Source organism: Mesorhizobium sp. WSM4312 (assembly GCF_002294875.1).
Classification (GTDB): Bacteria; Pseudomonadota; Alphaproteobacteria; order Rhizobiales; family Rhizobiaceae; genus Mesorhizobium.
In genome coordinates, this window is the sequence record NZ_NSFU01000001.1 from 605,468 (window position 1) to 628,755 (window position 23,288).

Consider the following 23,288-nt stretch of genomic DNA (forward strand, 5'->3'; position numbering starts at 1 on the left):
GGCGGCGTCGGCCCTGGCTGCTTCCGTGCCGGCGACGCGTGACAGACCTGATAGTCCGTCAAGGCTGGGTCGAGCTGGAGAATCTGCGCGTCAATGCAATGAATTGTTTATGCCAGCGAATGTCGCCTCGACACCCACATGATCTTTGCCGACAAGACCGAAGCGCCCGGCGACGACCGACGGCGGCACCGTATGTCAGGCACAGCGCGATGCCGCCATTGGCCCCTTGAAGGGTCAAGTCGGACACGCGTAACATCTCGTCATCAGAACTGAGTCTGCTTAATGCGTCCGGGCTAATGTCCGGATTGGACTGGATATTTTCCTTGCCTACGGATGCAACCAGCGGCGCGGCGGAGCGCGGCAAATCGTTTGCCCATGTGGCGGAAGCCTCCTGGGGCAGGGGCCTCAGCACCTTGCTGCGCATCGTGCGCATGACGCTGCGCCATCCTTGGCAGGTCGCCATCACCCTCGTCTCGACCTTCATCGCCGCGACGCTGCAGCTTTTCATCCCACGCCTGCTGGGACGCGCGATCGACCAGGCGCAAGGCGTGATCGCCGCGGGTGCCGGCACTGTCGCGGAACAGGCGCTGTGGCACACAGCGCTGACGCTGCTCGTCGTCAGCATCCTGCGCGGTCTCTTCACCATGGCGCAGAACTATTATGGCGAGGCCGTCGGCCATCAGACCGGCTATGAATTGCGGCTCGCCTTTTACGAAAAGATCCAGCGCCTGAGCTTCTCCTTCCACGACAAGGTCCATACCGGGGACCTGATCACGCTCGGTCTGCTCGATCTCGACGGCGTGCGCATGTTCTTTTCCACCGGCATCCTGCGCGTGGTGCTGCTCAGCGTGCTGATCGGCGTCGGCGCGTATCTCCTGATCAGCACCGACCTCGTGCTCGGGCTGCTCAGCCTCAGCTTCGTGCCTTTCGTCGCCTGGCGATCCTCGGTGACCCAGCTCAGATTGCGCAGCACCTGGCTGACGCTGCAGGAGCGGCTGTCGGTGCTGAGCCGGGTGATGGACGAGAATCTGGGCGGCATCCGTGTCGTGCGCGCCTTCGCGGCGCAGCGCCATGAGCTCGCAAAATTCGACCGCGCCAAGCAGGACGCGCTGGAGCTGGCCAATCAGCGCGTCGACATCCGCGTCTCCAACACCAGCGCCATGAACTTTTCCTTCCTGGCCGCCATGGGGCTGGTGCTGTGGTTCGGCGGCCAGAAGGTGATCGCGGGCCAGATCAGCGTCGGTACGCTGGCGCAGTTCCTCACCTTCATGACCATCCTGCAGATGCCGGTGCGCCAGCTTGGCCTGATGGTCAACTCGTTCGCGCGCGCCTCGACCTGCGGCACGCGGCTGTTCGAACTGCTCGATACCGAACTCGACATCGAGGATGCGCCCGACGCCAGGGAGCTCGTCATCACCGAGGGCGTGCTGTGCTTCGACAATGTCGGCTTCCGCTATGAAGGCGCGGGCGATCGCCCGACGCTGTCCGGCATCTCTTTCGAGGCCAGGTCCGGCGAGACGATAGGGATCGTCGGCCCGCCCGGCAGCGGCAAGTCGACCATCGCGCATCTGATCCCGCGCTTCTACGACGTGAGCTCGGGCACGATCACCATCGACGGCCAGGACATAAGCCAGGTCACGCTGCAATCGCTGCGCAAGGCGGTGGGCGTGGTGCAGCAGGACGCCTTCCTGTTCACCACCTCGATCGAGAACAACATCGCCTATGGCAACCCCTGGGCGCGCGAGACCCGCATCGGGCAGGCCGCCGAGTATGCGCAGTTGCACAACTACATTATCGGGCTTCCGGCCGGCTATACCACCGTCGTCGGCGAACGCGGCGCGTCGCTTTCCGGCGGCCAGCGCCAGCGCCTGACCATTGCGCGCAGCCTGATGCTGCGGCCATCGGTGCTGGTCTTCGACGATTCCACCGCGGCAATCGATGCCGGCACCGAGCAGCGTATCCGCGCGGCGATGAAGCGTTTCGCCAAGGATCGCGTGACGCTGATCATCTCGCACCGGCTGAGTTCGCTGATGCATGCCGACCAGATCCTGTTCGTCGAGGGCGGCCGCATCGTCGAGCGCGGCACGCATGAGGAGTTGCTGGCGCTGGGCGGTCGCTATCGCGCGCTTTACGACCTGCAGCTGCGGCCGGACAACGACCGGCTCGAGGGAGCCGCATGATGTCGAGCCAGGACGACGACGAGAAGGACGACAAAAGCGGCCGGCCGAGCAAGGCCGTCGTCGGCTCGCATCGCGACGAGGAAGAGGTTTTCGGCAAGGCCTATGATCCGCGCATCGTCAGGCGCATCTGGAGCTTCGTCAGACCCTATCAGGGCCGGATCTTCATCTCGGTGGCGGCGGTGCTGGTGTTCACGCTGACGCAGCTGGCGATCCCGCTGGTCATCCGTTATGCCATTGACCACGGCATGGCTCCGGGCAGGCTCGACCGCTCGGTGATGATCTCCGCGATCGTCACCTTCACCGTGATCATCCTGATCAACTATGCCGCAAGCCATGTGCAGGAAAGCGTCGTCGGCAAGGTGGCCGAGAATGTGCTGTCCGACCTGCGCCGCGCCATGTTCAGCCATTTGCAGCGCGTGTCGCTGAGCTTCATGGACAAGACCGAGGTCGGCCGGCTGATGTCGCGCCTGCAGGGCGACGTCAATTCGATGCAGGAATTCCTCGAAACGTCTGTCATGTCGGTGGGCGACATCGTGCTGCTGTTCGGCATCGTCACCGTCCTTTTGTGGCTCGATTTCCGGCTCGGACTGCTCACGCTGTCGACCATGCCGATGCTGTTCATCGTGCGGCTGTTCTGGCTGCCGCGCGCCAAGGTCGCCTTCATGGCGGCGCACGAAACCAATTCCATCGCCAACGGGGCACTCGCCGAAGGCATCCATGGCGTGCGCACCGTGCAGAGCCTGGAACGCCAGCACGTCAATTTCGACCTCTATGACGAGAAGGTGCTGGCCAACCTCAACGCCCATCTGCGGTCGGCGAAATATGCGCAGGTGATGGTGCCGATCGTCGACACGCTGACCGGCATCGCCATGGCGACGGTCATTGTCGTCGGCGGCTCGATGGTGCTGTCGCACAGCCTCGATGTCGGCGTCATGGTAGCGTTCCTGTTCTATATCCAACGCTTCTTCGACCCGATCCGTTCACTTACCATGCAGTACAGCGTCATGCAGCGCGCCATGGCCTCCGGCCAGCGTATCTCCGAAGTGCTCGACGTGCCGGTGGATGTCAGCGACAAGGACAATGTGGTGGCCTTGTCGCGCGATACGGACGGCTCGGTCGAGTTCAGGAACGTCACTTTCGGCTACCGGCCGAACCAGCCGGTGCTGAAGAACATCTCCTTCCGCGTCAATCCGGGCGAGACGGTCGCTCTTGTCGGCCCGACGGGATCGGGCAAATCGAGTTCGATGGCGCTGGTGCACCGCTTCTACGATGTCTGGTCGGGGCAAGTCCTGGTCGGCGGTCACGATGTGCGTGACCTGACGCAGGATTCGCTCGGCGACCAGGTGGCCATGGTGCTGCAGGAGCCGTTCCTGTTCTCCGGCACGGTGCTGGAGAATATCCGCTACCACAAGACCGGCGCCAGTCGCAACGAGGTGGTGCGCGCGGCACAGGCGGTCGGCGCGCACCACTTCATCGAACAGTTGCCCGATGGCTACGATACCGAACTCGAACAGCGCGGCGGTAACCTTTCGCTCGGCCAGCGCCAGCTCATCAGTTTCGCGCGAGCGCTGGTGGCCGACGCCAAGATCCTGGTGCTCGACGAGGCCACGGCCAGCATCGATTCCTACACCGAAATGCTGATCCAGAAGGCGCTGATCAAACTGCTGGAGGGCCGCACCGGGCTGGTCATCGCCCATCGGCTCGCCACCATTCGCGGCGCCGACCGCATCATCGTGCTGCAGAATGGCGAAATCGTTGAAAGCGGCAACCACGAACAGCTGATGCAGAGGAAGGGCCTCTACGCCCGCCTCTACAACATGAACTACGCTTCGTTCGACGACATTGCGGAAGGCGAGCTGGAACTGGACGCCGCGGTCGGCAAGGCGACGTGAACGGCGCCTGCAAGTGGCCGCAATCGTCTACGCCATTTCGGGGCGTCTTGATGCCTCGCGGATCGCCTTGTGCACGCCGCGCTGCAGATCCATGAAGGCCGGGGTCTCCATCACCTCTTCCCGGCGCGGCCGCTCGATGTCGACGTTGAAGGTCTGCATGATGCGTCCCGGCCCGATCCCCATGACGACGATGCGGTCCGACAGATAGACCGCCTCCTCCACATCATGCGTGACGAAGAGAACGGTCAGCCGGTGTTCCTCCCAGATCTGGGTCAGCAGTTCCTGCATCTGGTGCCGGGTCAAGGCATCGAGCGCGCCGAACGGTTCATCCATCAGCAGCATCTTCGGCCGATAGGACAGTGCGCGCGCAATGGCGACACGCTGCTTCATGCCGCCCGACAGTTCGGACGGATAGCGGTCGGCGCTTTGCGACAGCTTGACGAGGTCGAGATGCTCGAGCGCGATCTCGCGGCAGGCCGTGCGATCGTAGCCGGCGGCCTTGAGGGCGAACTCGATGTTCTGCCGCGCCGTCAGCCAGGGCAGCAGCGTGTAGGACTGGAAGACGACGCCGCGGTCGAGACCCGGCTGCAGGATCGGCGCGCCATCGATGCTGAGATCGCCGGCGTCGAAGTCCTGCAGCCCGGCAACGATCGACAGCAATGTGCTCTTGCCGCAGCCCGACGTGCCGACGAGCGAGACGAACTCATTGTCGGCAAGATCGAGGTTGATGTCGCGCAGCACTTCCGTGCGCCGCTCGCCAGTGCCGAAGCTCTTGTCGAGACCGGCGATGCGCAATTTGGGAACAGTCATCGGCGGTTCCTCATTGCGAATGGCCATCCTGCCGGAACAGAACCTTCTCCAGCGCCTTCATGACCTGGTCGGTGATGAGACCGAGCACGCCGAGGAGCAGGATGTAGCCAATGATGGTGTTGGTCTGGAAATAGCGCTGCGACACGGTGATGCGATAGCCCAAGCCAGATGTCGCCGCGACAAGTTCGGCCAGCACCAGCCAGGTCCAAGCCCAGCCGAGGCTGATGCGAAGCGTATCCCAGATGCCCGGCAGGGCGCTGGGCACGACGATGCGCGTCAGGATCTTGCGGTCCGGCAGGCCGAGCGTGCGGCCAAGGCCGATGAAATCGGCGGGAACTCGTTTCACATTGTCCATGATCATCAGCACCTGCTGGAAGAAGGTTCCGATGAAGATGATCAGGAATTTCTGGGTATCGCCGGTACCGGCCCACAGGATGGAGAGCGGTACGAATGCGACGACCGGCATGTAGCGGATGAAATCCACCAGCGGCTCGATACCAGCCTCCCAAGAGCGGAAGCTGCCGATCAGCACGCCGATCGGGATGGACAATGCCGAAGCGATGAGGAAGCCGATGGAAATGCGATACGCCGAGGCCGTGAGGTCCAGCCACAGCGTGCCGTCGGCGGCGAGCTTGGCTATCTGGGTCGCAACGCTGCCGGGCGACGGCAGGAAGATGGGCTTCACCCATTCCAGCCCCGTCGCCGCCCACCAGGCAAGGCCAAGCCCGACAAAGACTGCCACCGCGATCATCAGGAAACGCGACCTGGCGATGGGCGCGCCGATCCCGGAGGATCGGCGGCGCCTGGCCTGTTTCGTGACCGCCTTTGGCGCGGCCGGGCCGGTTTTCGCGGGGGGCTCCGCGGACATCTGCGCTACCACCGCGATCCGGCCTCTATCATTGCGCCGCCTTGACGAAGGACGGATCGATCATCTGTTCCGGCGTCACGTCGGCCTGCAGCAGCTTGGCGTTCTTGGCGGCCGCTTCGACGTCGGCGAATGTCTTGGTGGTGAAATCGCCGGTCAGCGCCGTCTTGTTTTCGGCGAGTGAATAGTAGCGCACGCCATCGAAAGCGGTGTTCAGGTCCTTGACGTCGGAACCGACCGCCTTGGCGATGATGGCGCGGCCGCCGGGTGTGTCTGCATGGTAATCCTTGAGTGCGGCGTCCCAGGTCTTGATCATGGCCAACACCTGGCCGGGCCGCGACTTGATGACCTCGTCGCGCACCACCAGCACGTCGCTGATCAGGCCGGGATCCTCGCCGGCGGAAAACAGCAGCTTGACGTCCTTGTTCTGCGCCATGGCGACGGTGAGGTAGGGCTCGTAGGTGACCGCCACCGGCACGCGGCCGGCGATCAACGCGCCGCCGGCGTCGGAGGCAGGCATCGGAACCGGCTGGACGTCGGCGATCGACATGCCATTCTTGGCGAGCGCGTATTTGAGCAGGATATCGCTGGTCGTGCCTTCCTCGAAAGCAACCTGCTTGCCCTTGAGGTCGGCGATGGAGGTGACGTCCTTGCCGGCGATGATGGCGTCGGCCGTCATCGAGACGTCGAGCAGCAGCACGATCTTCACCGGCAGGCCGGCGGTCACCATGCCCATCGCCGTGTGGGTCGCGATGTTGGCGGCGTCGAGCTGGCCGCTGGCCAAAGCGGCGTTGATGTCCTTGTCCTCGGCAAAATTGACGATCTGGACGTCCGACAGGCCGTTCGTCTTGAACAGGCCCTTGGCGTCGGCGACGTGCCATTGGCCGTAGCCGAGCCAGGGCTCGATGCCGATCTTGAACGGTCCTGCCTCGGGCGTCGCGGGAATGGCCGCGTCGGCCGCGTGGGCCACTGGCGCGGCGGCGAGCCCGATGGCGGCGGCCATCATGAGCGCGCGAAATTGTCCTGCTAGGTTACGCATCATCTCAAGTTCCCCTTGATGATCAGACCGCTTTTTTACCCAGGCATCCGGTCTGGTGAGACTGCGGGTTTCTGCTCTTGCGGCACTGTGCCTCGGCGTCTTGCCCACCACTTCGTGGTGAAGTGCAGGGATATTTCAGCGTCCGCGGGAGCAGATGTCAAGGCTAAAATACATACATGCATATACAAGTTGGTACGGCTCAATTCCCCCATGGATCAGGCGCATCGGCTCGCGCTTTCAGGATCGATCAAGTCCAGGAAGTCGGTCACCCGATCGGCTCCGGCATCGGGCTCGCTGCCGACCATGACCGCGACTGAAAAGGCGATGAGGGAAGAGACCGGCGTGTGGCTGCGCGCGCCGGCGCGCAGGTTCATGACCAGGGTTGGCGACAGGAAAAGCCCTGAACGCAGGACCGCCCGCCAATCCGCCGGCAGCATGCCGCGCCGCTTGAGCTCGAGCAGCAACGGTCGCCACAAAGCAGTGGCCTTGACCTCCAGCAGGTCGCGGCGAACCGGGCTCAAATCCCAGTCCGTGTCGACATGGATGAGGTCTCCGTCCAGCCGCGCCTGAGCGCGAAAAGCGTCTGTCGCGATGGCTGGGTCGTAGAGCCAGAACGGATGGGCGAAGATGTTGTGGAAGGTTGCCTTCACCTCGGCCAGCAGCGTCGGGATATGCGAGCCGGCAAAGGCAGGATCGAAGAAGGACAGATCCGCCCTCCCCGCTTCTTCCGTGTACCAGACATTGGCATTGTGGGCGTCGCCATGCGCGACCACACCGCCGGCATCGGCCAGCCGGTCCGGCCGCAAGCGCTCCGCAGCAGCGTCGAAAAGCTCGCCGATGCTGCTGGTGTAGAGCTGGCCGTTGATGACGAATTTCAGCCGGCAGAACCGATCCCAGCCAAGTTCCATGCCAGGAAAGACAAACGGCTTGCCGACATAGAAATCCGCCAGCCGGCCGCCCGGCGACGACCGCGTATCGGCGTCGATCAGCCGCTCATGGAACAGCCGGTGGATCGGCTCAGCCGAGACCTCCGCGACAGTCACCGGATGCAGCGTCTCGAGATAGACTTCGAGCAGCCTGGCGGACAGGTCGCGCTCGGCGAGAACCGCCTCGCGCCGCTTGCCGGCATCGTCCTCGGCATCCAGCGCAAACAGTACATCCGAAAATCTCGGATCGGTGCGGCGGCGGTAGACAAGGATCTGCTCACCCGGCTGGGCGGACATGTGGACAGGCTGGTCGACCGGCAGGCCGGCACGCGACAGGATTTCCGCCCGGTAGTATTCGCCGGTCATGGCTTCCTCACGTTCCTCCTGGTGGAACTTGAAGAAGTAGGCCTGGCCCTCGCTGTCGAAGAAGCCGTTCAACGAATTGAGGCTGTATTTGTCGACATTGATGCGGACGTTGCTGGGGGTCATTGCGAACAGATCGCCCAGCAAGGCCGCCAGCGCGTGTTGCGCCTCGCCGACATCGTGTTGCGCGAGCGCGCGGATCCGCGCCGTGCGGCTGTGCATCATCGGCCGTCCCTTCCAGCCGATCCGTCCGCAAGGCGCGAAACAGCTCTTATCAGTACATGTACATACATCTGCGTCGAAGATTCCGTGATCTGCATTGGCTTTCGGCGTCAGTTGGTCTTGGAGGGGGAATAGCGGCTGCCGAGCGAATAGCGGCTGCCGGCATAAGTCAGCTTGCTGATGGTGGCGACGATCGCGCCTGTCCATGTGCGGCGGTGCAGAAACAGGCAGCAGCTGCCGACGTCGATATTGAGATGCCGCGCCGTCTCGGCGTCGGCCGGGATCGCCGAGATGATGTGCTCGACCTCGGTCACCGGGGTCTTCTGCATGAGGTAGTCGTAGGTCGCCGTCTTCGAAAAGTCCTGCTTGTCGTAGTCGGGGATCAGGCTCGGATTGACGAAGCGCTCCTCCAGTTGCACCGGCAAATCGTTCTCGAAATTGACGACGACCGAGTGATAGATCGCGACGCGCGTTGGGAACTCGAAGGACAGTGCGAGTTCCTTCGTAGGCATGATGGTTTCCAGCACGAGGACTTCCGAGCGATGCCTGTTGCCGCGCTCGACAATCTCGGCCGCGATGTTGTTGATCTCGATCAGCGTCGATTGCGGACGGGGCGGCGCGATGAAGGTGCCGACACCTTGCAGCCGGATCAGGAAGCCCGCCGCGGTCAGTTCCCGCAAGGCCCGGTGGACTGTCATGCGCGAGACACCCAGCGAAACCACCAGCTCATTCTCGGACGGCAGCTTGCGATCCTTGCCCCACCGGCCTGTACCGATGTTGGTCAAGATGTAGTCCTTCACCTTCTCGTAAAGGGGGCTCGCCGTATCGGGCAAATCGATCATTTCAAAATCCTTTCCGGCAATTTATCGGAAATCAAGCCGGCTCAACAGGTTGCCGCATGCGGATGATTGTTTTCAAGCCGTCGCTTTGCCCCGCCAACAGCCGCTCATAAGTGGCCGGAATATCGTCGAGACCGATCTCGCGATCGATCAGGGAAAGCAGCGGTTCGCTCAACTCACCCAGCATCCGCACGGCGTCGGGCAACTCGTCGGCGAAGGCATGGCACCCCAGCAGCGCGATCTCGCGTTCGACCAGAAAGTTGGGGTCGATGTCGAGACGGCCATGGAAGATGCCGACCATCGCCACAGCGCTGCCGGAATCGAGAACGCCGAGCAACTGGTTGAAAGCGGCGATGCTGCCGGTCGCCTCGACGGCCGCCAGCAGCGGAGCATTGGCGGTCGCGGCGGCAATGGCATCGCGGTCAAGGTCGACGATTGTTGCGCCGGTCACCCGCGCCACGCGGGCGCAGCGGGCCTGGTTGCGGTCGGCGACAAGCACGGTGCCGGCAAAGCTTCGAGACAGCAGCAGCGCGGCGAGACCGCCGATCGGCCCGCAGCCGACGACAAGCACCGAGCCTGCCGTCTTTGGCAAACGCCGTACCGCGTGCAGCGCCACCGCGAGCGGCTCCGCCATCGCGGCGACCCGTTCGTCAAGTGCTGCATCGACAACATGCAGCAGTCGCGCGGGTAGAACAGCCTGTTCGGCAAAGCCGCCGTCGCAGACTTCGCCGACAAAGCCCAGCGAAGCGCATAGATGGCGCCTGCCGGCACGGCATTGCGCGCATTCCCCGCACCAGAAGCGGGAATCGGCAATCACCCTGTCGCCGATGGCGACCGTGTCGACGCCCTCGCCGAGCGCGGTCACCGTGCCGGTCAGCTCATGGCCGGCGGTCGAAGGCGAGCGGCTTATCCATTGGCCGGTGCGGAAATTGTGCAGGTCCGAACCGCAGATGCCGGCGGCATCGACCCTGAGCTTCACCCAGCCGGCATCCGGCAAGCCGGGTTCGGCGATGTCCTCCACCCGCAGATCGCCCGGTCCATAAAGCCGTGCCGCCTTCATCGCGATCGTCTCCGTTCAGCCGGCGAGGTAGCGGTCGCGGATCTCCGAGACCGCGTTTTCGTGCGAGCTGAAGCCCTCGTAGCGGGCGAGCCTGCGGGCATGCTTCGCCAATTCCGGATAGGCGGCCGAGGTGACGTAGCCGACAGACGAGCGCTTGACGAAATCAGTCACCGAAAGCGGCCCGTAGGTGCGCGCCCAGCGGCTGGTCGGCAGCACGGCATTAGGCCCAAGGACGAAGTTGGCAAGGGTCACCGGCGTATGCGGGCCCATGAGGATCTCGGCCGCCTCGGTGATATGCCCGAGATGCGCGAACGGATCGTTCGACAGGATTTCCAGATGTTCGGGCGCATAGTCGTTGATGAAGCGGTAGCTGTCTTCCAGCGACGCGGTCAGCACGACGCCGCCGCGCTTGCCCGTCAGCACGGCGCGCGAGAACTCCACGCGCTGTTCGGTCATCCGCGACCAGTGTTGCGGGAGTGCGGCGAGCGCTGCCTCGGCGACCTTGCGGCTATGCGTCACCAGATAGGCCGAAGAATCCGGTCCGTGCTCGGCCTCGATCAGCAGATCGAGCGCGGCAAGGCCGCCGTCGACGCTGTCATCGGCAAAGATGATGGCTTCCGACGGGCCGGCCGGAAGCCCTGTGTTAATGACCGAGGACAGGATGCTCTTCGCCGCCACCACCCATGGGCTGCCGGGGCCGACGATCTTGAGCGCGGGCTTCACCGTCTCGGTGCCGTAGGCGACGGCGGCGACGGCATGGGCGCCGCCGCATTTGTAGACGGTGTGCACGCCGGCGAGGCGAGCCGCGACCAGGGTCGCCGCATCCACCGAACCATCCGATGTCGGTGGCGTCACGATGGCGATCTGCGGCACGCCGGCAATGACCGCCGGAACCGATGTCATCATCGTCACCGACGGAAAGGCGCCCTTGCCGCGCGGCACGTAGAGCGCGACGGAGGCGATCGGCGTATAGCGGTCGCCGGCATAGGCGCCCGGCCGGACTTCCTTGAGCCACATCGTTTCCGGCTTCTGCTCCTCATGGAAACGCCTGATGTTGTCGATGCCGAAGGCGATGCTCTCCACGACATCCTTTTCGACCTTGTCGAAGGCCGCGTCGAACTCGGCTTCCGACACCTGCAGTCCGCCTTCGGCGACATTGGCCTTGTCGAGCTCCCTGGCGAACCGGATGAGGGCGGCGTCGCCCTCGTCCTTGACGGCCTGGATGATCGGGCGGACTTTTTCGACGAAGACCGACAGATCGGCCTCGGCGCGCTTCAACAGGCTGGCCCGCTGGGTGGCGTCGAGCGATGACAGATCGTGGAAGCTGATGTCGGACATGGATATTCCTCTTTGTTGGAAGGCAACGCGCCGGCCGGTTACGTTGCGCAAGACGTTGATTTCGAACTTTTAGCGCGCCGCCTCAAATCGATGCCAGGAAGCCGCCATCCACCGGAATGGACTGGCCGGTTATGTAGGCCGCCGCATCCGAGGCAAGGAAGACGGCAACGCCGTGCAGGTCGCCGAGATCGCCGAAACGCTGCTGCGGGATCTTGGCGAGCATGGACTGCTGCCATGCCTCGTTGCTGTAGAACACATCGGTCATCGCCGTCCGGAAGTAACCCGGGGCGATGGCGTTGACCCGGATGCCGAGACCCGCCCACTCCGCCGCCAGCGCCCTGGTCATGCCGAGCAGGCCCGACTTCGACGAGCCGTAGGGCACCGCGGTGGGAATGCCGACTTCTGACGTCAGCGAGCAGAGATTGATGATGGCGCCGCCATGCCCGGCATCCCGCATCTGCAGTGCAGCCGCCTGGGCGCAGAAGAACGCCCCCTTGAGATTGGTGTCGACGATCCGGTCCCACAGCGCCTCGTCGACGTCGAGCGAGGGCCTGACCTCCTCCATTCCGGCATTGTTGACGAGGATGTCGAGACCGCCAAGCAGGCCCGCAGCCTCGGCGGTAGCGGTCCGGCAGCGGCCGACATCGGTGACGTCGAGAGCGACGGCATGCGCAACCCCGCCGGCCGCACGGATCGCCGCCGTGGTCCCGTCGAGGGACGCCAGGCTGCGCGCGGTGACCGCGACGTCGGCGCCGGCAGCGCTCAACGCCTCGGCGATGCTGCGGCCGATTCCGCGGCTGGCGCCGGTGACAAGCGCTTTCCTGCCGGCGAGATCGAACAGAGAAGCATTGCGCATGTGATCCTCCTTGCCGGTGTCGAGCTTCCGTTCCCATAGCGAGACTACCAGATCAAGTTACATATACAAGCATATACAAACAGTTTCGGCTACGCTACTCCTAACAAAATTCGCTGCGCTGGCGCGCCCGTCGGCGACCAGGCTCCCCTGGGGACGATGCAGCGAAACCCTGGTTTTTGAGAACCCGGTCGATGATAGGGGTCCGTCGGCCGACCGTAGAGGAGCCCGCTAATGTCGAAAGCATCAGACATGGTCCGAACCGAAGTCACGCGCTTGTCGCCTTACAATTCCGGGCTGACCGTCGCCGAGGTCATGCAACGATATGCTCCGGCCAGGATCGCCAAGCTGGGCTCGAATGAAAACCCGCTTGGTCCGAGTCCGACGCTTGCCACGATGATGCAGGCCGGCGCCGAGATGTTCCGGATCTATCCGGATCCGGCCGGGCGCGAACTGCGCCAGGCTATCGCCGCCAAATATGAGTTCGGTGAGGATCAGGTGATCCTCGGCAATGGCTCGGAGGACCTTCTCTCCGTCATCAGCCGTGCCGTGTTGCGGCCCGGCGATGCCGTCGTCACGCTCTATCCATCGTTCCCGCTGCACGAGGACTACGCGACACTGATGGGCGCGAGCGTCAAACGAGCGACCGTCAACGACGACCTCACCATCAATGTCGATGCCCTGATCGAGGCGGTGCGCGAGCGGCCCCGCATGCTGCTGTTCTCCAACCCGATGAACCCGGTCGGCAGCTGGCTGTCCGCCGGCGAGCTGTCGAAGGTTCTGGATGCGGCCGGCGACGAGACGCTGATCGTCGTCGATGAAGCCTATGCCGAATATGCGGAAGGCGACGACTATGCCTCGTCGCTGCCTTACCTCTGCAAATGTGACCGGCCCTGGATCGTGCTGCGGACATTTTCCAAGGCGTTCGGGCTCGCCGGATTGCGGATCGGCTTCGGTATCGTCGGCGACCCGGAATTGCGCGCCCTGCTCGACAGGGTGCGCACACCATTCAACGCCAATGGCATGGCTCAGGCCGCCGCGCTGGCGGCGCTGGCGGACGAGAAACACCTTGCAAGGGTCGTCGCGCTAGCCAAGGCGGAAAGAACGCGGGTCGAGAGCTTCCTCAGGAACATGGGCCTCGACGTCGCCCCTTCCCGCGGCAATTTCCTGTTCTTCAACTGCCGGCAAAATGCCGCCGCCTTCGCCGAGGGCCTGCTGCGCGAAGGCGTCATTGTCAAACCGTGGAAGCAGCAAGATTTCGACAGTTATGTGCGTGTCAGCATCGGCTCGCCGGCGGAGAACGACCACTTCATGGCGGCACTGTCGCGGCTGTTGTGATTTCCCGAAAGCCATGCTGAATTGTCCGGTGCGCACCGGGCACGATATTTGGACGGTCTGCCGTTCCCGATATGGAGTTTTTCGCAGGTGGCGCATCCCCTTTCGCCCAACGGCTTCCGTCCAGCCTCTCGGGCCTGTGTTCCGCCCAGGTCACCTTGACGATGCCCAGCATGCTAGAGAGCAACGCACCGAAGAGCCTCTACCGCGAAACGGCCGGCGGCACCGCCGACTACCCCGCCCTTGCCGGCGTGCAGCGGGCAAGGGTCGCCATTGTCGGCGGCGGCTTCACCGGCCTTTCCACCGCCTTGCATCTGGCGGAAGCCGGCGACGACGTTGCCGTGCTGGAAGCGCACCAGCCGGGCTGGGGCGCTTCGGGCAGGAATGGCGGCCAGGTCAATCCCGGCCTCAAATACGATCCCGACACGATCGAGGCGATGTTCGGCCCTGAGCTTGGGCCGCGGATGATCGATTTCTCCTACGGTGCGCCGGATTTCACCTTCGGCCTCATCAAGCGCCTGTCGATCGCCTGCGAGGCCCGGCAGAACGGGACCATCCGCGCGGCGATCCGGCCGAAGCCGGAAGCCGCGGTGCGGACCACGGCCGCGCAATGCGAGCGGCGGGGCATGCCGGTCAGCATGCTGGATGCACAGGCGATGGCGACACGAACCGGAACCGACAGATACATAGCCGGCATGTTCGACGCGCGCGGCGGCGACCTCCATCCCCTGAAATACACGATCGGCCTGGCAGCCGCCGCGCGGAACGCCGGCGCGCGGATTTTCGGTGGCAGCGAAGTGCTTTCGCTGAAGAGGGAGGCTGGACGATGGGTCCTCAAAACCGCCAACGGCTCGGTCAGCGCACAGAAGGTGCTTGTAGCAACCAACGGCTATACCGGAGCCCTGTGGCCGGGCCTGGAGCAGTCGCTTGTTCCGGTGTTCAGCGCGATCGCGGCGACCGAACCGCTTGCGCCGGCAGCAGCGGCCGCAATTCTCCCTGAAAGGCCGGTCGTCTACGAAGCCGGCAATATCACCGTATACTATCGCATCGACGCGCAGAACCGCCTTCTCATGGGCGGCCGGGGACCGATGAAGCCGATCGGCGATCCCTCCGCCATCCGCTACCTCACCGACTATGCGCTGCGGCTGTGGCCGGCGCTTGCCGGAACGCGCTGGACACATGGCTGGAACGGCCGGGTGGCGATCACCAAGGACCATCTTGTGCACATTCACGAGACGCAGGACGGCGTGCTGATCTGCCTTGGCTACAACGGCCGTGGCGTCGCCATGGCCTCGGCGATGGGCGCTGCCCTGGCGCAGCGGCTGCACGGCAGCGAAACGTCGCCGTTTCCCATGCCGACATCGGCGCTCAAGCCAATCCGGTTCCACCGCCTCTGGCCGCTCGGGGTGAAGGCCGCGATCCTGTCCGGGCGGCTGAAGGACCGGTTCGGCCTCTGACACGAAGCGTTCGACCGACCTGACAATGCGCGCATCGCGCACGAAGTCGACGCGGACCGCTTCTTCAAGCTGATGTTCGACCTGCTGCGGGATTAGCCCGCTCGGGTATATTCCCTTGCTTCAGCGTTGCCCGGTGCCAGGAACCGGGTCAGACAATCTTTCGGCGTGCCATCTCAGATGGTCGTCCATGAATGTCGAAATGAAGAAATACGAATGGTCGTAGCCGTCCTGCATGCGCAAGGTCAGCGCAATGCCCGCCTTGGCGCAGGCAGGTTCCAGCAGCCAGGGCCTCAGCCCGTCCTTGAGAAAGCCGTCAGACGTTCCCTGATCGACGAAAAGCTCGGGGAAACGGTGGCCATCCTCAATGAGCAAGGTGGCATCATAGCCCCGCCATGACGCCTCGTCGGCACCGAGATATTTTTCGAGAGCGGGCCGCGACCAGCCGGCGGTGCTTGGCTGCACGATCGGCGCGAAGGCCGAACAGCTTTTGAAGCGCCCGGGATTCTTGAGCGCGATCGTCAGCGCCCCATGCCCGCCCATCGAGTGGCCGAAGATCGCCTGGCGCGTCATATCGGCCGGAAATTCCCGGGCGATCAACGCCGGCAATTCCTCGCTGACATAGGAATACATGCGGTAGTTCGTGGCGTAAGGCGCTTGCGTCGCATCGAGGTAGAAGCCGGCGCCACTGCCGAACTGCCAATTGTCCTTCTCGTCGGGAATATCTCCGCGCGGGCTGGTGTCGGGACAGACGACGATCAGGCCAAGCTCCGCAGCCATGCGCCGGTACTCACCCTTGTCCATGACATTGGCATGGGTGCAGGTGAGGCCGGAGAGGTACCACACGACCGGGCAAGGTTTTTCACGGGCCTGCGGCGGCACGAAGACGGCGAAAATCATGTCGCAAGAGCAGGCATACGAAGCATGGGAATAGACGCCCTGCACGCCGCCATGCGACTTGGCCGAGGAGAGGGTCTTCATCCGGTCCGACATCTTGTTTCTTCTCCGCCAACGTCCGTCACGGCCGCCTGTCTACGGCATGGGGCGGGACCGCGGCAACCCTGATGGATTGGACCCATGGTCGCGAGGGCAGCTCGGGCCTATTCCGCCGCCAGGGCCGCCACTTCCCGCCGGAACGGCAGCGCATCACCGATATCGTGTGCGTCCTGTTCGCGCGCGAAACGGTGGCCGGCATAGGTCGCGACGGCTTCGGCATCCGCAGGATGCCGCACATCGCCACGGCACTATCGGCGTGGATCCTGCAAGATCATCTCCGCTGCCTTCTCCGCGATCATGACGACCGGAGAGTTGGTGTTGCCCGAGACGATTGTCGGCATGATCGAGGCATCGACCACGCGCAGTCCGGCAAGCCCGTGAACGCGTAGCCGGTCGTCGACCACCGCCATCGAGTCCGAACCCATCTTGCAGGTGCCGACGGGGTGGAAGATCGTCGTACCGATATCGCCGGCCTTGCGGATGAGGTCTTCGTCGCTGTCATATTGCGTGCCGGGCAGCATCTCTTCGGGCGCAAAGCGTGCCACGGCCCGTGCCTTCATCAGGCTGCGCACATGGCGCAGCGATGCGACCGCGACGCTGCGGTCTCCCGCGGTGGAGAGATAGTTCGGCCGGATCTTCGTCGCCTCGCGCGGATCGGACGATGCCATATGCACGGTGCCACGGCTTTCCGGACGCAGATTGCAGACCGACACGGTGACCGCGGGAAAGCGATGCAGCGGCTCGCCCAGGCGGTCCGTGCTCAGCGGTTGCACATGGTATTCCAGATCAGGTGTTGCGAGCCGAGGATCGCTTCTGGCGAAGATGCCGAGCTGGCTCGGCGCCATCGACAGCGGCCCGCTGCGTTTGAACGCGTATTCCACCCCCATCGCCGCACGGCTGATCAGATTGTGATAGCGCTGGTTGAGCGTCGCGGCATTGGCGACCTTGAAAACCGTGCGTATCTGCAGATGATCCTGCAGGTTTTCGCCAACGCCCGGCAAGGCGCGTCGAACATCCACGCCAATGCTCGAAAGCAGGTCGGGTCGACCCACTCCCGACAGTTCGAGGATCTTCGGCGAGTTGATGGCACCGGCTGCAAGGATCGTCTGTCCGGCGCTGACCCTGTGCAGGCGGTCGCCCTGGCGGAAGACCAGTCCGGTGACGCGCCGGCCGTCGAATTCGAGCCGTTCGGTCTCGGCCCCCGTCACCACGCGCAGATTCTGACGCGCCGCAATGCCGCGCAAAAACGCCTTCGATGTGTTCCAGCGCACCCCTTGGCGCTGGTTGACCTCGAAATAGCCCGAGCCTTCATTGGTGCCGGTGTTGAAATCGTCGGTGCGGGGAATGCCGAGTTCCTCGGCGGCGTCCCGGAACGCGTCGAGGATCGGCCAGGACAGACGCTGCCGTTCGACCCGCCACTCGCCGCCGCTGCCGTGCATGGCGCTCTTGCCGCCGTGATAGTCTTCCGACTTGCGGAAATACGGCAGCACATCGTCCCAACCCCAGCCGACATTGCCGGCCTGTCGCCAGCCCTCATAGTCGGCGGCCTGGCCGCGCATGTAGATCATGCCGTTGATCGACGAACAGCCGCCAAGCACCTTGCCGCGCGGATAGTTGAGGCTGCGTCCGTTGAGACCGGCTTCCGGTTCGGTCTTCATCATCCAGTCGGTGCGCGGATTGCCCATGCAGAAGAGGTAGCCGATCGGGATATCGACCCAGTGATAGCGGTCGCTGCCGCCGGCTTCGAGCAGCAGCACCCGGTTGCGCGGATCGGCCGAGAGCCGGTTGGCGAGCACGCAGCCGGCGGAGCCGGCACCGACGATGACGTAGTCGTAATCGCCGAAAGGGGATGATGAAGTTTCGCTCACGTGCGTGCCTGCCGTGCGGCGATGCGCTCCCACATCGGAATCATCGCCTGGTTGATCTCGCCATACAGGCGATACCCTCCCGCGTAAGCCTCGGCAACCGCCGCCGATGCCCGCTGCAGCCGATGGCGACGATCTCGCCGGCATCGATGCCGGCTTCGGCTATGCTTTGGCCGATGACCGAAACCGCGTTGCGCTAGAAGCGCCGTGGTGTCCGTCCCCTAGTCTAGATATCGATGCGCTGCTCGCTGTTGGGGTCGAACAGGTTGACGCTGGCCGGATCGACGGCAAGGAATATCGGCTCGTTTCGCCGGCCTGCAAACCTCGGCGGCAGGCGGGCGATGATCGACTGTTCGCCAACCGGCACCGTCACCATGGTTTCCGGCCCTGTAGGCTCCACGACATCGATCACCCCGGTGACCGAAGCTTCATCGCGCCCGGCCACCTTCAGTTCTTCAGGCCTTATGCCCAGGATCACAGGGCGCTGGGAATCAACCGGCCGCTTGCCGGCCTGCAATGCGACCGACACGCCGCCTGCTGCGAAACGCACGCCGTTGGCGTCCGAGACCAGGCGCCCGGGCAGGAAGTTCATCGCCGGCGATCCGATGAAACTTGCGACGAACACGTTGGCGGGCCGTTCATAGATGGTCCGAGGATCGGCAAACTGTTGGATGTGGCCGCCCTTCATCACCGCCACCTTGGTGGCCAGCGTCATCGCCTCGATCTGATCATGCGTCACATAGACGATGCTCGTGCCGAGACGCTCATGCAGGCGCTTGATCTCCGTGCGCATTTCCACACGAAGCTTTGCATCGAGATTGGAAAGCGGCTCGTCAAAAAGGAACAGCTCCGGGTCGCGCACGATCGCCCGCCCCATTGCAACGCGCTGCCGCTGTCCTCCCGAAAGATTGGCAGGGCGTCGGTCGAGCAGATGCGAAATCTGCAGCAGCCGCGCCGCGTCGTCGACGGCGCGCTTGCGCTGATCGGCGTCCACGCCACGCATTTCCAATCCGAAGCCGATATTTCGCTCCACCGACATGGTAGGGTAAAGTGCGTAGGACTGGAACACCATCGCGATATTGCGATCCTTGGGCGCAAGATCAACGACCGAGCGTCCGCCGATCAGGATGTCGCCGCCGGACGTGTCGTCGAGGCCCGCAATCATGTTGAGCAGGGTCGACTTGCCGCATCCCGACGGCCCGAGCAGAACCAGAAAGCCTCCGTCCTCGAGCTCGATATCGACCCCGTGAAGGACCTGCACGGAGCCATAGGATTTGCGCACGTCCTTGATGGAAAGTGTCGCCATGCGAATACTCCTAACCTTTGATGGCGCCCGCGGTCAGCCCCTGAACCATGGTTCGCTGGACGATGGCGAAGAGGACGATGACAGGCAGGATGCTGAGAATGCCGCCTGCCGCCAGGACACCCCATGGAAGCTGGAACTCGCCGACCATCAACTGCAGGCCCACGGGCCAGGTGCGGGATCCCTGCCCTGTTGTCAGCATCAGGGCGAACAGGAACTCGTTCCAGGCAGCGATGGCAATGAACACCGAACTTGCCACCAGGCCGTTGCGCGCCAGCGGCATGACGATACGGACCATGGCGCCAAGCCTTGTCGAGCCGTCGATGCGCGCCGCGCTCTCGAGTTCCTTGGGTGCGGAATCAAAGAAACCTTTGAGCATCCACACGAACAGCGGCAGAAGGAAACTCGTATAGGCAAGTGCAAGTCCGAAACGGCTGTCGACGAGACCGACGCCGCGCATGACGACATAAAGGGGAATGATCATCATCACCGCGGGGAACATGCGCACGACGAGATAACCGAGCATGAGCTGCGTTCGGCCGCGAAAAGCGAAACGTGAAAATGCATAGGCGGCAAGCGTACCCGTGGCGACGCAAATCGTCACCGTCAGGAAGGTGACGACCAGGCTGTTGGCTATCAGTCGCGGGAAGCTGGACTGCGTCCAGATCGCTACGTAATTGTCGAAGGTGATGCGCCTCGGTATGTACTGCATGGTCTGGGTGACGATGTCGGCCTCATATTTGAGCGATGTCAGGAACATCCAGATCATCGGACCGATGCAGAACATCGACAGGGTCGCGAGGACGAAGTAGGTGGCGATGTTGGCGATCAACCGCCGGCGGCGCTTGCTTTCAATCATCGCCCTCTCCCTTGGTGATCCTGGACAGGCGGATATATGCCGCCGCGAAGATCATCAGGATCACGAACATCACCACCGACAGGGCGGACGCGTAGCCGAAATTGAATTCCTTGTAGGCGGTCTGGAAGGCGTATAGCGACAGGACCTGCGTGGCGTCTCCCGGTCCGCCACCGGTGAGAATGAGGAGCAGATCGGGCGAATTGACCAGCCCGATGACGCGCAGGATCACCGCCGCCGCAATCACGGTCCTGAGCATGGGCAAGGTGATCAGCCTGAGTTGCGCGGCGACGCCCGCGCCATCCACCGCGGCTGCCTTGTAGAGGTCTTCGGGAATGCTCTTCAGGCCCGCGAGCAACAGCAGCGCGAAGAATGGAAATCCGTGCCACGCCTCGACAAGGACAGTCGCCGCAAGCGCGGTATTGGGATCCGCGAACCATGCCTTGTAGGTCTGCAGGACGCCCGCGCGAACAAGAAGATCGTTGATGACCCCAAGCCTCGGATCGAGCAGCAGGGCCCACATATGACCCGCCACGACGTTGGGCAGGAAATAGGGAAGCAGGATCAGCACGGCAAAGATCTTCGTGCCCGGCAGATCCCTGTTGAGGGCTGTCGCGGCGAGGAGGCCGAGCGCCAGTTCCAGCACGACGGCCGCGGTGACCCACACGACCGTATTCTTCAGGGCGATCCAGAAGACAGGATCGGACCACATTCCCGCATAATGTTTGAAGCCGACCCAGCCACCAAGCCCGGGACGCGTCAGACGCATCTCGCGAATACTGATGGCCATGCCGTAGAGCGTCGGATAGGCGATCACCAGGAGGATCATGACGAGGCTGGGAAGGAGCAGCAAATACATCCAGTACCGGGTCTCGGACAGTTCGCCGACAGCCCGCAAGGGCCGATATCCGCTCGAGCTTGATGTCATGGATGCGCGATGCGAAAGCATCGTCCCGTTGCGTTCAGAGCATGGCCGCACGCCGGAGCAGGCCGTGCAGGGATGTATCAGCGAAGGGCAGCTTCGAGGCCTTGGATCATACGGTCCACAGCCTGTTCCGGTGTCGACTGACCCGTGAGCACCGCTTGGAAAGCCGGGTTGACGACATTTTCGGACCAACCCGCCGCGCCCACGAAATTGTTCGGCAGACGTCCGAACTCCAGCGTTTCGACCGCCGCGTGATAGATTGGATTGCCGGTGATCCGCGGATCTTGCAGGGCAGCGGCCGAGGCCGGGAAATAGCCTGTGCCTTCGAGCAAGGTCAGGGCAGCATCGGTCTGGCCCCAGAAACTCACCCAGCGCCAGGCGGCCTCTATATTGTCTTCCTTCATGATGCCATTGCCGGCGTAGGCAACGCGAGCGACATGCGCCTTCGGACCGGCCGGCATGGGTGCCGTCGAGAATTGTTTGCCCTGCTTCATCGCGGCCGAGATTTCATTCAGCGAACCGGTGTGGTGCCACACCATTGCCGTCTGCCCGGTGCGGAAGCCCTCCATGATCTGGCGGTAGCTGTCGTTGGGCGCGCTCGGCGGCACGACCTTTTCCTTTAGGAAGAGATCGGAATAGAACGTTATTGCCTCGATCGCCGCGGCCCTGTCGATGGCTGGCTGCCCATCCTTGACGATCGGCGAGCCGAACGCCTCCATGACATCGATAACATATTTGAAACCGCCGGCGCCGGCGCGCATGCCGAAGGCATACCTACCCTTCGACGGGTCGGTCAGCTTGCGGCAAGCGCTCAGGAATTCGTCGAAATTCCGAGGCGGCCCCGCCAGCCCGGCTTCCTCGAAATAGTCGGCGCGGTAGTACATCCAGTCGACGAAGGCAAAGGCGGGAACCGCATAGATGGCGCCGTTGCTGGAAAGCCCGGCCCAGCGATCTTCGGGGAAATTGGCCTTGCCTTTCCACCCGTTCACCCGCTCGGTAAGATCGATCAACCCCTCCCGGTAAGATCGGCGAAACGCTCGGCGATCACCATCGCAGTATCCGGACGGCCACCGGCCAACACAGCCGAAGAGACCTTCGCCATATATTCGGAATTCGGGATATTCTCCTGCGTCACCGCCACATCGGCATTCGCCGCCTGAAACAATGCGATAATCTTCAGCAGGCTGGCCATTTCCGACTGGCTGGTGAAATGGTGCCAGTAACTGATGGCACTCGCGGCACGGGCGCCGCCGATATGCCCTGCCATCGCCAGGGCCGCCGAACCCATGAGAAACTGCCTCTTGTTCAACTGCATGCGATCTCCTCCAAGATATCAGATCATCAATCTGATCGATCAGGTGAAGGTTGGGTAGCATCCTTTGCCACGCCATGCAACCGCCCGGCGCGCAACTGGACTAAGCGACGGATCACCGTTGACCTGTCAGACGAGACCCAGGCTTCGCTGCATCGCCGCCTGGAAATGCGCCTGCAGTTTTGCCTCGGCGGTGTCGGCATTCCTTGTGCCGCAAGCTTCGAGGATGTCGAGGTGCTCCTTGAGCGTCCGGACCATGATGGGTGTCGTGATCTTCCTGTCGAGCCGCAGCAGACGCAGATAATTGTGCATGCGCCGGTAGGTGCTGTCGATCAGGGGATTGCGCAGTGCGGCGATGACCGCGCCGTGCAACTCTCCCTCCAGCGCATCCATCTCCTCCAGTTGCTCCTTTCCGAGGCCATCGCGCTCGATGCGCCGAAGCAGCCTGGAATGCCGGATTTCCAAGGCATTCATGACGGCTTCATCGCCTTGTTCGGCAAAGACGCGGACCGCCGCGCGCTCAATGATGGAGCGGAATTGGTAGGTGGCGCGCGTAAGCTCCAGTCCGGGCCTGATGAACTGGATGCCGGAGCGCGGATGGATGGTCAGGATCCCTTCCGCTTCAAGAACACGCAGGGCGTCGCGAAGCGGAGCAACGGGCACGTCGACGATCGCGGACAACTCGTTTTGCGAAATGAATGCCCCGGCCGGAACGCGCCGGTCGAACAAGCCCTCCAGGATTCGCTCATAGGCGACATCGCTCATGCGGGCGGCCGCCACGAGGGGAGAAGAGTCAGTTTTTGCCTTGCCCGCCACTTGCGGCACCTCCATTGGTCCGGTAGTAAGATGCCATCT

21 protein-coding genes are annotated in these 23,288 nt (G+C 63.4%); 4 read left to right on the forward strand and 17 right to left on the reverse strand.

Features of this window, described 5'->3' with window-relative positions:
* Positions 1–323: 323 nt before the first annotated feature.
* Together CK228_RS02870 and CK228_RS02875 are read left to right on the forward strand one after the other, a co-directional pair.
* Positions 324–2,180, forward strand: a complete 1,857-nt coding sequence (locus CK228_RS02870; protein ID WP_095786910.1) for an ABC transporter ATP-binding protein — start codon at positions 324–326, stop codon at positions 2,178–2,180.
* Entirely contained in the window at positions 2,180–4,072 is a 1,893-nt protein-coding gene (locus tag CK228_RS02875; protein ID WP_095786803.1) for an ABC transporter ATP-binding protein, read from the forward strand. Before CK228_RS02870 ends, CK228_RS02875 begins: the two co-directional genes overlap by 1 nt.
* A gap of 27 nt (positions 4,073–4,099) precedes the next feature.
* On the opposite strand, the gene CK228_RS02880 is transcribed toward CK228_RS02875, so the two are convergent.
* The 8 genes from CK228_RS02880 to CK228_RS02915 form a co-directional block, all read right to left on the reverse strand.
* Positions 4,100–4,882, reverse strand: coding sequence for an ABC transporter ATP-binding protein (locus CK228_RS02880; protein WP_027045736.1), 783 nt, complete (start codon positions 4,880–4,882; stop codon positions 4,100–4,102).
* Positions 4,883–4,892: 10 nt separating this feature from the next.
* Positions 4,893–5,633, reverse strand: a complete 741-nt coding sequence (locus tag CK228_RS02885) for an ABC transporter permease (RefSeq protein WP_348628951.1) — start codon at positions 5,631–5,633, stop codon at positions 4,893–4,895.
* A 145-nt stretch (positions 5,634–5,778) separates the two neighbouring features.
* Entirely contained in the window at positions 5,779–6,786 is a 1,008-nt protein-coding gene (locus CK228_RS02890) for an ABC transporter substrate-binding protein (RefSeq protein ID WP_095786911.1), read from the reverse strand.
* A gap of 215 nt (positions 6,787–7,001) precedes the next feature.
* Positions 7,002–8,300 carry a hypothetical protein gene (locus tag CK228_RS02895; protein ID WP_095786804.1) on the reverse strand — a complete coding sequence of 433 codons (1,299 nt, stop codon included), beginning with the start codon at positions 8,298–8,300 and terminating at the stop codon, positions 7,002–7,004.
* 107 nt (positions 8,301–8,407) lie between these two features.
* Positions 8,408–9,139, reverse strand: a complete 732-nt coding sequence (gene hutC / locus CK228_RS02900; RefSeq protein ID WP_095786805.1) for a histidine utilization repressor — start codon at positions 9,137–9,139, stop codon at positions 8,408–8,410.
* 31 nt (positions 9,140–9,170) lie between these two features.
* Positions 9,171–10,196, reverse strand: a complete 1,026-nt coding sequence (locus tag CK228_RS02905) for a zinc-binding dehydrogenase (protein WP_095786806.1) — start codon at positions 10,194–10,196, stop codon at positions 9,171–9,173.
* A 15-nt stretch (positions 10,197–10,211) separates the two neighbouring features.
* On the reverse strand, positions 10,212–11,534 hold the full coding sequence (gene hisD, locus CK228_RS02910) for a histidinol dehydrogenase (protein WP_095786807.1): 1,323 nt from the start codon (positions 11,532–11,534) through the stop codon (positions 10,212–10,214).
* Between the two features lie 82 nt (positions 11,535–11,616).
* On the reverse strand, positions 11,617–12,390 hold the full coding sequence (locus tag CK228_RS02915) for a glucose 1-dehydrogenase (protein WP_095771295.1): 774 nt from the start codon (positions 12,388–12,390) through the stop codon (positions 11,617–11,619).
* Between the two features lie 231 nt (positions 12,391–12,621).
* Here CK228_RS02915 and CK228_RS02920 point away from each other — a divergent pair, with 231 nt between their 5' ends.
* Together CK228_RS02920 and CK228_RS02925 are read left to right on the forward strand one after the other, a co-directional pair.
* Positions 12,622–13,725 carry a histidinol-phosphate transaminase gene (locus CK228_RS02920; protein ID WP_095786808.1) on the forward strand — a complete coding sequence of 368 codons (1,104 nt, stop codon included), beginning with the start codon at positions 12,622–12,624 and terminating at the stop codon, positions 13,723–13,725.
* Between the two features lie 170 nt (positions 13,726–13,895).
* A complete protein-coding gene (locus CK228_RS02925; protein WP_095786912.1) occupies positions 13,896–15,179 on the forward strand; it encodes an FAD-binding oxidoreductase in 1,284 nt (427 codons plus the stop codon).
* A 120-nt stretch (positions 15,180–15,299) separates the two neighbouring features.
* On the opposite strand, the gene fghA is transcribed toward CK228_RS02925, so the two are convergent.
* The 9 genes from fghA to CK228_RS02960 form a co-directional block, all read right to left on the reverse strand.
* A complete protein-coding gene (gene fghA / locus CK228_RS02930; protein ID WP_095786809.1) occupies positions 15,300–16,169 on the reverse strand; it encodes an S-formylglutathione hydrolase in 870 nt (289 codons plus the stop codon).
* A 107-nt stretch (positions 16,170–16,276) separates the two neighbouring features.
* Entirely contained in the window at positions 16,277–16,408 is a 132-nt protein-coding gene (locus tag CK228_RS36275) for a hypothetical protein (RefSeq protein ID WP_280951006.1), read from the reverse strand.
* Positions 16,409–16,420: 12 nt separating this feature from the next.
* The gene (locus CK228_RS02935) at positions 16,421–18,040 is read right to left on the reverse strand and encodes a GMC family oxidoreductase (RefSeq protein WP_095786810.1); all 1,620 of its coding nucleotides are present in this window, start codon (positions 18,038–18,040) and stop codon (positions 16,421–16,423) included.
* 223 nt (positions 18,041–18,263) lie between these two features.
* A complete protein-coding gene (gene ugpC / locus CK228_RS02940) occupies positions 18,264–19,343 on the reverse strand; it encodes a sn-glycerol-3-phosphate ABC transporter ATP-binding protein UgpC (protein ID WP_095786811.1) in 1,080 nt (359 codons plus the stop codon).
* 10 nt (positions 19,344–19,353) lie between these two features.
* Positions 19,354–20,199, reverse strand: coding sequence for a carbohydrate ABC transporter permease (locus CK228_RS02945; RefSeq protein ID WP_095786812.1), 846 nt, complete (start codon positions 20,197–20,199; stop codon positions 19,354–19,356).
* Positions 20,192–21,094 carry a sugar ABC transporter permease gene (locus CK228_RS02950; protein ID WP_245318043.1) on the reverse strand — a complete coding sequence of 301 codons (903 nt, stop codon included), beginning with the start codon at positions 21,092–21,094 and terminating at the stop codon, positions 20,192–20,194. Before CK228_RS02950 ends, CK228_RS02945 begins: the two co-directional genes overlap by 8 nt.
* Before the next feature lie 107 nt (positions 21,095–21,201).
* Positions 21,202–22,131: an extracellular solute-binding protein gene (locus CK228_RS02955; RefSeq protein ID WP_245437948.1), complete on the reverse strand. Its 930-nt coding sequence runs from the start codon at positions 22,129–22,131 to the stop codon at positions 21,202–21,204.
* A complete protein-coding gene (locus tag CK228_RS35675) occupies positions 22,128–22,436 on the reverse strand; it encodes a hypothetical protein (RefSeq protein WP_245437949.1) in 309 nt (102 codons plus the stop codon). The genes CK228_RS02955 and CK228_RS35675 overlap by 4 nt, the downstream gene beginning before the upstream one ends.
* Positions 22,437–22,562: 126 nt before the next feature.
* Positions 22,563–23,264, reverse strand: a complete 702-nt coding sequence (locus CK228_RS02960) for a GntR family transcriptional regulator (RefSeq protein ID WP_095786813.1) — start codon at positions 23,262–23,264, stop codon at positions 22,563–22,565.
* Positions 23,265–23,288: the final 24 nt, after the last annotated feature.

Bases quoted from the DNA above. Each gene is read 5' to 3' on its own strand.
- CK228_RS02925 (WP_095786912.1), top strand. From the start codon at position 13,896: ATGCTAGAGAGCAACGCACCGAAGAGCCTCTACCGCGAAACGGCCGGC.
- fghA (WP_095786809.1), bottom strand. From the start codon at position 16,169: ATGTCGGACCGGATGAAGACCCTCTCCTCGGCCAAGTCGCATGGCGGC.
- CK228_RS02875 (WP_095786803.1), top strand. From the start codon at position 2,180: ATGTCGAGCCAGGACGACGACGAGAAGGACGACAAAAGCGGCCGGCCG.
- CK228_RS02905 (WP_095786806.1), bottom strand. From the start codon at position 10,196: ATGAAGGCGGCACGGCTTTATGGACCGGGCGATCTGCGGGTGGAGGAC.
- CK228_RS02915 (WP_095771295.1), bottom strand. From the start codon at position 12,390: ATGCGCAATGCTTCTCTGTTCGATCTCGCCGGCAGGAAAGCGCTTGTC.
- CK228_RS02895 (WP_095786804.1), bottom strand. From the start codon at position 8,300: ATGATGCACAGCCGCACGGCGCGGATCCGCGCGCTCGCGCAACACGAT.
- CK228_RS02880 (WP_027045736.1), bottom strand. From the start codon at position 4,882: ATGACTGTTCCCAAATTGCGCATCGCCGGTCTCGACAAGAGCTTCGGC.
- CK228_RS02920 (WP_095786808.1), top strand. From the start codon at position 12,622: ATGTCGAAAGCATCAGACATGGTCCGAACCGAAGTCACGCGCTTGTCG.
- ugpC (WP_095786811.1), bottom strand. From the start codon at position 19,343: ATGGCGACACTTTCCATCAAGGACGTGCGCAAATCCTATGGCTCCGTG.
- hisD (WP_095786807.1), bottom strand. From the start codon at position 11,534: ATGTCCGACATCAGCTTCCACGATCTGTCATCGCTCGACGCCACCCAG.
- CK228_RS02960 (WP_095786813.1), bottom strand. From the start codon at position 23,264: ATGGAGGTGCCGCAAGTGGCGGGCAAGGCAAAAACTGACTCTTCTCCC.
- hutC (WP_095786805.1), bottom strand. From the start codon at position 9,139: ATGATCGATTTGCCCGATACGGCGAGCCCCCTTTACGAGAAGGTGAAG.
- CK228_RS02890 (WP_095786911.1), bottom strand. From the start codon at position 6,786: ATGCGTAACCTAGCAGGACAATTTCGCGCGCTCATGATGGCCGCCGCC.
- CK228_RS02945 (WP_095786812.1), bottom strand. From the start codon at position 20,199: ATGATTGAAAGCAAGCGCCGCCGGCGGTTGATCGCCAACATCGCCACC.
- CK228_RS02885 (WP_348628951.1), bottom strand. From the start codon at position 5,633: ATGATCGCGGTGGCAGTCTTTGTCGGGCTTGGCCTTGCCTGGTGGGCG.
- CK228_RS35675 (WP_245437949.1), bottom strand. From the start codon at position 22,436: ATGCAGTTGAACAAGAGGCAGTTTCTCATGGGTTCGGCGGCCCTGGCG.